The organism is Streptomyces sp. WAC06614, from assembly GCF_003949795.1.
Taxonomy (GTDB): Bacteria; Actinomycetota; Actinomycetes; order Streptomycetales; family Streptomycetaceae; genus Streptomyces.
Window position 1 is genome coordinate 1 of record NZ_RPRY01000296.1, and the last position, 8,333, is coordinate 8,333.

8 protein-coding genes are annotated in these 8,333 nt (G+C 74.1%); 5 read left to right on the forward strand and 3 right to left on the reverse strand.

Annotation, left to right across the window (positions count from 1 at the left end; translation table 11 throughout):
• Window positions 1-76 precede the first annotated feature (76 nt).
• Complete coding sequence (locus EF918_RS28330; RefSeq protein WP_125651777.1) at window positions 77-1,243, forward strand: acyl-CoA dehydrogenase family protein; 1,167 nt, start codon at window positions 77-79, stop codon at window positions 1,241-1,243.
• A gap of 90 nt (window positions 1,244-1,333) precedes the next feature.
• Here the strand turns inward: EF918_RS28330 and EF918_RS28335 are convergent, their stop codons facing one another.
• The gene (locus tag EF918_RS28335; protein WP_125651778.1) at window positions 1,334-1,777 is read right to left on the reverse strand and encodes a cell division protein SepF; all 444 of its coding nucleotides are present in this window, start codon (window positions 1,775-1,777) and stop codon (window positions 1,334-1,336) included.
• A 298-nt stretch (window positions 1,778-2,075) separates the two neighbouring features.
• Here EF918_RS28335 and EF918_RS28340 point away from each other — a divergent pair, with 298 nt between their 5' ends.
• The 4 genes from EF918_RS28340 (at window position 2,076) to EF918_RS28355 (ending at window position 6,171) form a co-directional block, all read left to right on the forward strand.
• Entirely contained in the window at window positions 2,076-3,440 is a 1,365-nt protein-coding gene (locus EF918_RS28340) for a DUF5685 family protein (protein WP_125651779.1), read from the forward strand.
• 104 nt (window positions 3,441-3,544) lie between these two features.
• Complete coding sequence (locus EF918_RS28345) at window positions 3,545-4,351, forward strand: DUF1684 domain-containing protein (RefSeq protein WP_125651780.1); 807 nt, start codon at window positions 3,545-3,547, stop codon at window positions 4,349-4,351.
• 115 nt (window positions 4,352-4,466) lie between these two features.
• A complete protein-coding gene (locus EF918_RS28350; protein WP_260610756.1) occupies window positions 4,467-5,351 on the forward strand; it encodes a S1 family peptidase in 885 nt (294 codons plus the stop codon).
• A gap of 100 nt (window positions 5,352-5,451) precedes the next feature.
• The gene (locus EF918_RS28355) at window positions 5,452-6,171 is read left to right on the forward strand and encodes a hypothetical protein (RefSeq protein WP_125651782.1); all 720 of its coding nucleotides are present in this window, start codon (window positions 5,452-5,454) and stop codon (window positions 6,169-6,171) included.
• On the opposite strand, the gene EF918_RS28360 is transcribed toward EF918_RS28355, so the two are convergent.
• Window positions 6,150-7,145 carry an alpha/beta fold hydrolase gene (locus tag EF918_RS28360; protein WP_125651783.1) on the reverse strand — a complete coding sequence of 332 codons (996 nt, stop codon included), beginning with the start codon at window positions 7,143-7,145 and terminating at the stop codon, window positions 6,150-6,152. The two genes, EF918_RS28355 and EF918_RS28360, sit on opposite strands and share 22 nt — an antisense overlap.
• A 39-nt stretch (window positions 7,146-7,184) precedes the next feature.
• Window positions 7,185-8,285, reverse strand: a complete 1,101-nt coding sequence (locus EF918_RS28365; protein WP_125651784.1) for a DUF3533 domain-containing protein — start codon at window positions 8,283-8,285, stop codon at window positions 7,185-7,187.
• Window positions 8,286-8,333 lie beyond the last annotated feature (48 nt).

Here is an 8,333-nt window from a genome sequence, read left to right on the forward strand (position 1 = left end):
GGGGTGGACTGGGGGGCCTTGGGCGCATAGCGTCTGGGCGGCCAGGCTTTGGTGCTACCCCGCCGGGAGGCGACCCGTGTTCGTGCCCACCGACCCACTCGGTATCGATGAACTCCTCGGTCCCGAGGACCTCGCCGTCCGCGACACCGTCCGCGCCTGGGCCGCCGACCGCGTCCTGCCGCACATCGCCCAGTGGTACGAGGACGGCGAGCTCCCCGCCATCCGCGAGCTGGCCCGGGAGCTGGGCTCCCTCGGCGCCCTCGGGATGTCCCTCGACGGCTACGGCTGCGCCGGCGCCTCCGCCGTGCAGTACGGCCTCGCCTGCCTGGAACTGGAGGCGGCGGACTCCGGGATCCGTTCGCTGGTCTCCGTCCAGGGCTCCCTCGCCATGTACGCGATCCACCGCTTCGGCTCGGAGGACCAGAAGCAGCGCTGGCTGCCCGGCATGGCGGCGGGCGAGTACATCGGCTGCTTCGGGCTGACCGAGCCCGACGTCGGCTCCGACCCGGCCTCCATGCGGACGTACGCCAAGAAGGACGGCTCCGACTGGGTCCTCAACGGGCGGAAGATGTGGATCACCAACGGCTCCGTGGCCTCCGTCGCCGTCGTGTGGGCGCAGACCGACGACGGGGTGCGGGGCTTCGTCGTGCCCACCGACTCGGCCGGGTTCTCCGCGCCCGAGATCAGGCACAAGTGGTCGCTGCGGGCCAGTGTGACCAGTGAGCTGGTGATGGACGACGTCCGGCTGCCGGCGGACGCCGTGCTGCCGGAGGTCCGCGGGCTCAAGGGGCCGCTCAGCTGTCTCAGCCACGCCCGGTACGGGATCGTCTGGGGGTCCATGGGGGCGGCGCGGGCCAGTTTCGAGGCCGCGCTCGACTACTCCCGGACCCGCGAGCAATTCGGTCGGCCGATCGGTGGCTTCCAGCTCACCCAGGCCAAGCTCGCCGACATGGCGCTGGAGCTGCACAAGGGCATCCTGCTCGCGCACCACCTGGGGCGCCGGATGGACGCCGGCACGCTGCGGCCGGAGCAGATCAGCTTCGGCAAGCTGAACAATGTGCGGGAGGCGATCGAGATCTGCCGCACCGCGCGCACGATCCTCGGCGCGAACGGGATCTCGCTGGAGTACCCCGTCATGCGGCACGCGACCAACCTGGAGTCGGTCCTCACCTACGAGGGCACCGTCGAGATGCACCAGCTGGTGCTGGGCAAGGCGCTCACCGGGATCGATGCCTTCCGGTGATCCGGTCCTCCGGTGATCCGGTCCTCCGGCCCTCCGCCGGTACGGTCGCCGGTGACGTCACCCCGCTGTCGCCGGGGCGGTGCCCCCGGCTCAGCTCTGGTTGAAGAAGCCGTCCGCCGCGCGCCCGCCCTCACCGCTGACGATCTGGGTGTCGGCCGGGGTCAGCAGGAAGACCCTGGTCGCCACCCGCTCGATCGAGCCGCGCAGGCCGAAGGTCAGACCGGCCGCGAAGTCGACCACGCGCTTGGCGTCGGCGGGGTCCATCGACGACAGGTTGACGATCACCGGGACGCCCTCGCGGAACAGCTCGCCGATGCCGCGCGCGTCACGGAAGCCGTCGGGGGTGACCGTCGCGATCCGTCGGCCCTGCTCGACGGCCGAGTCCGACACGACCTTCACCCGGGGGTCGGTGACCCACTGGTCGCCCGAGTGCGGGCCCTGCTGGGCCTCCGCGTAGTCGTCGTCGTAGTACCGCTCGTCGTCGCTGTCCTCCACGAGACCCAACCAGGCACTCGCCTTGCGCACCGAACCCATGGACGCCTCCTTTCACCGCGGTCTGTCTGTCTTCTTCTGCTGTCTTCTTCTGTCCGCTCCCTATGGTCGTCCATGATGCTGACAACGCGCCAAGTGGATAGCCGCCGCGCAGGGGTTTCGTGACGGTACTGGTGCAGAACATCCGGTGCACCGTCAAGGTTCCTGGCCACTACCGCTGCTGACTGAGTGAAAATACGACCACCACCTCCATCGGGGTGACCGCAGGGGACGTACGGGTGAAGGCACCAGCTCGGTACGATGCCCCGCACGCACGCGCACCACACTCGGGGGAGCACTCTTGTTCGGCATAGTCAGGCCCTGTACGCACCGGCTCGGGGAGCGGTTCAAGGGCGAATGGATGGCCCATCTCTGCGGACTGTGCCTGGCACTTCGCGGGGACCACGGGCAGTTCGCCCGGATCGTCACCAACTACGACGGGCTGCTCGTCTCCGTTCTGACGGAGGCTCAGTCCGGTGCGGCCGACGGCGCGCGGCGTACCGCGGGGCCCTGTCCGCTGCGCGGGATGCGGACCGCGCCGGTGGCCCAGGGCGAGGGCGCCCGGCTCGCCGCGGCCGTCTCGCTGGTGCTCGCCTCGGCGAAGCTGCGGGACCACGTCGCCGACCGCGACGGCGTGTTGGCCCGCAGGCCGTTTGCCGCCGCGGCCCGGACCGTCGCCCGCGGCTGGGACCGGGCGGGTGCTCGTACCGGTGCCTCGCTGGGCTTCGACACGGCCCTCCTGGTCGACGCCGTGGACCGGCAGGCGGGCATCGAGGCGCTGGCCGGGCCCGGGACCCCGGTGCTGGTGGTCACCGAGCCGACCGAGACCGCGACGGCCGCCGCCTTCGCGCATACCGCACGGCTGGCCGGCCGGCCCGGCAACGCCACCGCGCTGGCCGAGGCCGGCCGCTACTTCGGCCGGCTCGCCCACCTGCTCGACGCCGTCGAGGACCTCACCGCGGACCGCGCCGCCGGCGCCTGGAACCCGCTCGACGCCACCGGCACCTCGCTGACCGAGGCCCGCCGGCTGTGCGACGACGCGCTGCACGGGATCCGCCTGGCCATGGCCGAGGTCGAGTTCGTGGACGGCGGCCTGGCCCACCGGCTGCTCGTCCACGAGCTGCGCACCTCGGTCGACCGGGCCTTCGGCACCCGCTCCTGCGGCCACACCGCCTCCCACGCCACCCCCGGCCAGGGCCCCGGCTACGGAGCCCCCGGCTACGGAGCCCCGGGGCAGCAGGGCGGCGGGCCGTACGGACAGAACCCGTACGACCAGGGTGCTCATGGGCAGGGCCCCTACGGGCAGAACCCCTACGGGCAGAACCCCTACGGTCAGAATCCCTACGGCGGGCCCGGGATGCCGCCGCCGCCCGGCTCCGGCGGTCCCGGCGGTCCCGGTGGCTCCGGCGGTAACGGTGGCTCGGGTGGCTCCGGCGGGATGCCGGACGGGTTCCACCCGCACCGGCCGAAGCCGCCGCGCGGGTTCTTCGCCGGCTGCGCCGCCTTCATCGGGCTCTTCTGCACCTGCCAGATCTGCTGCGCCGACGAGTACGAGGGCCCGTGGTCGCGCAAGAAGCGCGAGGGCTGCTGCAACGACTGCGACTGCAGCGGCTGTGACTGCAGCTGCTGCGAGTGCGGCTGCTGCTGTCCCTGCGACGGCTGCTGAGGCCCCCTCAGTTCGCGTCCGACGGGCGGCAGGCGGAACTGCACAGCTCCGTACGGCCCTACCGCACCCGCGTGTCCCGCGCGGGTGTGGAAGGGTTGAGCAGCATGAGCGACGACGCGGCGAAAGCATGGGCGAAGTGGCACGAGGGGCGGGTCGAGACGGTCACCGCACCGTACGGTCCGCTCACGCTGACCGGTACCCACTGGCTCGCCGACTACCCGGAAGGGCGAATTCCGGCCGTTCCCGGCCGGTGGCGGGAGACGGCCGGCGGGGTCCGGCTGACCGCGACCGAGGCCGACGGGCTCGCCCTCGACGCCGAACCCTTCACCGGTGAGACCGACCTCGCCCCCGACAGCGGGCCCCCGGCCCGGGCCCGGCTCGCCGCGGGGGCCCGGCACCTGGTGGTCATCCGCCGCGAAGGCGCCCACGCCGTGCGCGTCTTCGACCCCGACGCCGAGGCCCGGCGGACCTTCCTGGGCATCGAGGCCACCCCGTACGACCCGTCGTACGTCCTGCCCGGTCGGTTCCGGGCGTACGGGGAGGAACGCAGTGTCCTGGTCGAGAACGCCGACGGGCACCGGCGCGGTCTCGACCTCGGCGGGGAGCTGGTCCTGGAGCGGGACGGCGCCGAGCACCGGCTGCAGGTCGCGGTCGACGCGGACACCGGCGCGCTGTGGGCCGTCTTCGCCGATGTCACCAGCAGCCTGACCAGCTACCGCTTCCGCTTCCTGCGGCCCGGGGCACCGGCCGCGGACGGGTCGATCACGGTGGACCTCAATCGCGTCCTGCTCCCGCCGTGCGCCTTCGCCGGTCATTTCATCTGCCCGTTCCCCCCGCCGGGCAACACCTTGCCGTTCGAGGTCGCGGCGGGCGAACGGCGGCTGAAAGCCGCCCTTGCACCCGTCATCTGACGACAGGACACTCCCGAGCAGCGCTTGTCAGGGACACGGCCAAAACCCCATGCGCCACCACCGCCCCTGGCTGCGCCTCACCGGACCCCCACACCCCATTCCGGGAGGACGTGAAGTGAGGATCAAGCGCACCACCACCGCACGACTGACGGCCCTGGCGGCAGGCCTGGCCGCGGTCGCCGTACTGGCCAGTCCCACCACCGCCGGTGCGGACGGACAGGACGACGGATTCAGTGCCGACCGGCTGGCCGCCGTAGGGGCATCGGTCCTGCGCGCCGATGTGGCCGGCACCGCCTGGCACACCGACCCGGCCACCGGAACCCTGGTGGTCACCGCCGACTCCACCGTCACCGCCGCCGACATCGCCAGGATCCGGCACGAGGCCGGCTCCGACGCCAAGGCCCTGCGCATCGAACGCACCCCCGGCAAGCTCACCAAGCTGGTCTCGGGCGGCGACGCCATCTACGCCAACAGCTGGCGCTGCTCGCTCGGGTTCAACGTGCGCAGCGGCAGCACCTACTACGCCCTCACCGCCGGGCACTGCACCGACGGGGCCGGCACCTGGTGGAGCAACTCCGCCCGCACCACCGTCGTCGGCTCCACCGTCGGCTCCAGCTTCCCGAACAACGACTACGGCCTGATCAAGTACGCCAGCAACTCGCCGGTGCCCCCCGGCACCGTCGGCAGCCAGGACATCACCAGCGCGGTGAACGCCACCGTCGGCATGTCGGTGACCCGCAGGGGCTCCACCACCGGCATCCACAGCGGCTCGGTCACCGGCCTGAACGCCACCGTCAACTACGGCGGCGGCGACATCGTCTACGGCATGATCAGGACCAACGTGTGCGCCGAGCCGGGTGACAGCGGCGGCCCGCTGTACTCCGGCACCCGTGCGGTGGGTCTGACCTCCGGCGGCAGCGGCAACTGCACCTCCGGCGGCACGACCTTCTTCCAGCCGGTGACGGAGGCGCTCAGCGCGTACGGGGTCAGCGTCTACTAGCCGACCCCGCCCGGTCCCGGGCACCATGGGAGTACCGAGGTCCCCCGGCCGCACCCGCGGCCGGGGGACCTGTCCGTCCGTGGACCGGGGGGAAGCGCACGTGACCGACTTCAGGGACGACGGGCCGGTGCCCGTCCGTGACGGTGACACCCAACGCCGGGTGCGCCGCAGCCCGTTGCTCCACACCGCGCCCATCGTGCTGCTGGCCGTGCTGACCGCCGTGCTCGGCTGGGAGATCGTCCGGGCCAACATGTCCGCGGCGGCGCGCACCCAGTGGCCGTGGCGGCTCCAACTGCTCGACATGGAGCCGCTCGGCAGCCTGCTCGCGGTCGCGGCCGGTGCGGTCCTCGCCCGCGCCCAGTACGCCCGCACCGTGCGGCCCTCCCTGGGCTGGCGGGCCGACTGGACCACGGGGCAGCTGCACGGCGGCGCACCCGAGTGGCGGGTCGGCCTGCTCAACGGCGGCTCGCACACGGCCGTGATCGAGGACTACGCCTGCCGGGTCGTCCTGCGCGGCGGCCCACCGGGAGCCGGCGGGGCCTGGACCGACGTCCAGGGCGCGGCGGCGGCGCTGACCGCGGCCGGGCTCACCGCCGGGGAGGACTTCCAGCTGGTGCAGATGGGGAACTTCCCGCTGGTGCCCGCCGGCGGCGGCTACGACACGGCGACGGTCGGAGCCTTCTCCCGGCGGTTCGTGGACGAGGTCGAGGCCCTGTACCTCAGGGTCCGGGTGACCGACGCGGTGGGCGACAGCCACGAGCGGATCATGGACGCCCTCAAGGGCGCCCGGTCGGCCGCCTACCGGCGCCCCGCGACCTGAGCGTCCGGGCCGTCGGTGCCGTCCCTGTCGTCGGTGCCGTCCCTGTCGTCGGTGCCCTCGGTGCCCTCGGTGCCGTTCGGCCCGGGCGGGCCGTCCAGCCCCTCCAGCCAGCGCAGCACCTCGGGCAGCGCGTACTGGGCGGCGAAGTGCCCGGCACCGGGCACCAGGACGGCCCGGGCCCCGGGGATCCGGTCGGCGAGCCAGCGGGTGTGGCCGACCGGGGAGAAGGCGTCGTCCAGGCCGTGCCACAGCAGCACCGGCACGGTGACGCCGGAGACGTCGAAGCCCCACGGGCGCACGAACGCGAGGCAGTCGTCCAGCCAGCCGAGGTGCGAGACGCGCAGCGCCTCGCGGTAGGAGCGCAGCAGCGCCGTGCGCACCCGCGGGTCCTCGACCACCGGCCGGTCGTACGGGGAGAGGTCGGCGCGCAGGTCCTCCAGGAGCTGCTCCGGGTCGCGCCGGACGGCGGCGGCGCGAGCGGTCAGGTCCCGGTCGAGGCCGCCGGGGTCGCTCCCGTCGAGCCGGCCCCGGGCCAGGCCGTACACGCGCACGTTGAACGGGGTCATCCGCGCGTGCCAGTCCAGGCCGGCGGCGTCCGGGGGAGCGAGCCCCACCAGGACGGCGGCGGCCCGGACCCGGTCGGGCAGCAGGGCGGCGCAGGCGAGCGCGTGCGGGACGCCGCCGGAGCGGCCGACCACCGCGAAGCGGTCGATGCCGAGGGCGTCGGCGACGGCGGCGGCGTCCCGGGCGGCGTCGGCGACCCGGCGGCCGGGGCTCGGCGGGGAGCCGCCGTAGCCCGGCCGGTCGTAGGAGAGGAACCGGACGCCGGGGTGCCGCGCGGCGAGCCCGGGAAGTGCGGTGCCCAGGCGGCTGCCGGGGGTCCCGTGGAGCAGGAGCACGGGGGTGCCGGCGGGATCTCCCCACTCCTCGGCCGCCAGGAGGCGGCCGTCGTCGGTGCGCACGGGTATTCCCATGGGCGCAGGGTAGCGGGCGGTGCCGGGCGCGGCGTGCCCTCAGGGAGCGGGAGGTGCCGGGTCCGGTTCCGGGTCCGGGAGGCCGCTGCCGACCGGGGGGCCCGGGTGGGGCGGGCGGAACGCCGCGCAGGCCATCGTGACCGCCGCGCCGAGCACCGCCCAGGCCGACAGCACCAGCAGGGAGCCGGTCACGTCGTTGCCCCGGAAGTACGCGATCGAGCGGGCCGTCCAGGTGCCCGCGCCCGGCGGGAGGTAGGGGCCGATCCCCCGCCAGAACGGCGGCAGCAGCGGATATCCGTACGCGCCGCCCGCGCTCGGGTTGCCCAGGACCACCACCAGCAGGATCGCCAGGCCGATGCCGACGACCCCGGCGAGCCCCTGGAGGGCGAGGGTGAGGGCGCCGACCGCGAACACCACCAGAGTGCCCAGACCCCACAGGCCCCACAGGCTGCCGGGCAGCGCGTCCAGCACCGGTCCGGCGATGACCGCGCCGAGCAGCCCGGCGACCACCGCGTACGCGAGCAGGGAGGCGAGCCGGATCAGGGCGCGGTGCGCGTTCGCCGGCCGGGCCCCGGCGCTGATCGCGAGGATCGCGGCGCACAGGTAGCCGCCGACGCACCAGCCGACGGCCAGGTAGAACGACGACAACCCCCGGTTGTCGCCCCGGGCGGCCGGAGCCACGTCGACGACCTCGGCGGTGCGCTGCTGGGCCCGTTCCGCCAGGCCCACGACCGCTTGGAGGGCGTCGGCGACGGAGGTGCCGCCGCCGCTCGCCACCAGCAGCCGGTCGACCTTCCCGGCCGGGTCGACGATCAGGGCCCCGTCGACCTCCCGGTCCCGGATCTGCCGCACGGCCGTGGCCTCGTCCGCGACCGCCCGGGGGTCGACCGGGTCCCCGGGCAGGGAGGCGAGCCGCTGCACGCTCTGCTCGGTCAGCGGCGCCAGCGGGGTGACCACGGCGAGCGGGATCCGGTGCGGCTTCGGGTGGTGGAAGGCGCCGATGTACGAGGTGACGAAGGCGAGTTGGAGCGCCAGCACCCCGAGGACCAGCAACGCCGCCCGGACGGTGACGGCGTCCTTGATCTCGTTCACCAGGCCCCGCGGGGGACCGTCGGCCGGGCCTGCGTCGGTACGGGTCATGCCTCCCACGCTCGGCGGGCCGGGGGAGGGACGCAGCAGGGGTGGTCC

What these genes read in the sequence shown, in the direction of transcription:
- EF918_RS28335 (WP_125651778.1), bottom strand. Translation starts at nt 1,777, where the DNA reads ATGGGTTCGGTGCGCAAGGCGAGTGCCTGGTTGGGTCTCGTGGAGGAC.
- EF918_RS28345 (WP_125651780.1), top strand. Translation starts at nt 3,545, where the DNA reads ATGAGCGACGACGCGGCGAAAGCATGGGCGAAGTGGCACGAGGGGCGG.
- EF918_RS28360 (WP_125651783.1), bottom strand. Translation starts at nt 7,145, where the DNA reads ATGGGAATACCCGTGCGCACCGACGACGGCCGCCTCCTGGCGGCCGAG.
- EF918_RS28365 (WP_125651784.1), bottom strand. Translation starts at nt 8,285, where the DNA reads ATGACCCGTACCGACGCAGGCCCGGCCGACGGTCCCCCGCGGGGCCTG.